Annotated in this window: 1 protein-coding gene; it reads right to left on the bottom strand. The window is 51.9% G+C overall.

All coding sequences use genetic code 11. The annotated features are described in order from the left end of the window. A partial coding sequence (locus tag THS27_RS26360; RefSeq protein ID WP_139835780.1) for a transposase occupies window positions 1-686 on the bottom strand: 686 nt, incomplete at its 3' end. Window positions 687-740: the final 54 nt, after the last annotated feature.

Consider the following 740-nt stretch of genomic DNA (forward strand, 5'->3'; position numbering starts at 1 on the left):
TGATCGAGATAGAAAAAGCCTTTGGGTTTGCCATCGCGAACCATATAGCCGCTGTCCTGATCTGTGCGGCTGATCTTGGTTTCCTTGCTTACAGGCTGGCGTTCTTTGGCTTTTAACGGCTTCTTGCCATGTGCGGCCCGGTCTTCTTCGATCGCCAGATCCAGATCGTCCCAATAGGCCGCGCGGGATTTGGCAACGACTTCCTTATCCCATTTATTCTTGTTGGCATTGGCCTTTAAATGTGTGCTGTCGGTATAGAGCACCGTGCCATCTACCAATCCGTGCTTTATCGCCTGTTCGACAATGGTGTCGAAGATATCCTGCGCCACACTGACATCGCGATAACGCCGCCGGCGGTTCTGTGACAGGGTTGAGGCATCAAACACTTTGTCTGTCAGCTTGAGATGCAAAAACCAGCGATAGGCGACATTGACTTCAATCTCGCGCACAAGCTGGCGTTCGGAGCGCACACCAAACAGATAGCCAATGAACAGGGCCTTGAACATCATGACCGGATCAAGCGCAGGACGGCCATTATCGGCGCAATAAAGCCCGGCAACCCGGTCATGGATAAAGCTGAAATCGATGACGGCATCGATTTTACGAAGCAGATGGTTTGCTGGAACCAGGCTGTTCAGCGTCACCATCTCGAGTTCGGTTTGTTGGGCGGAAGGTTTTTTCAGCATGCCCTATTGAATCAAAACTCCCCGCCAAAGGCGAGGAGTTTGTCAGCAGTCTGA

The organism is Thalassospira sp. MCCC 1A01428 (genome assembly GCF_002115825.1).
Lineage (GTDB): Bacteria > Pseudomonadota > Alphaproteobacteria > Rhodospirillales > Thalassospiraceae > Thalassospira.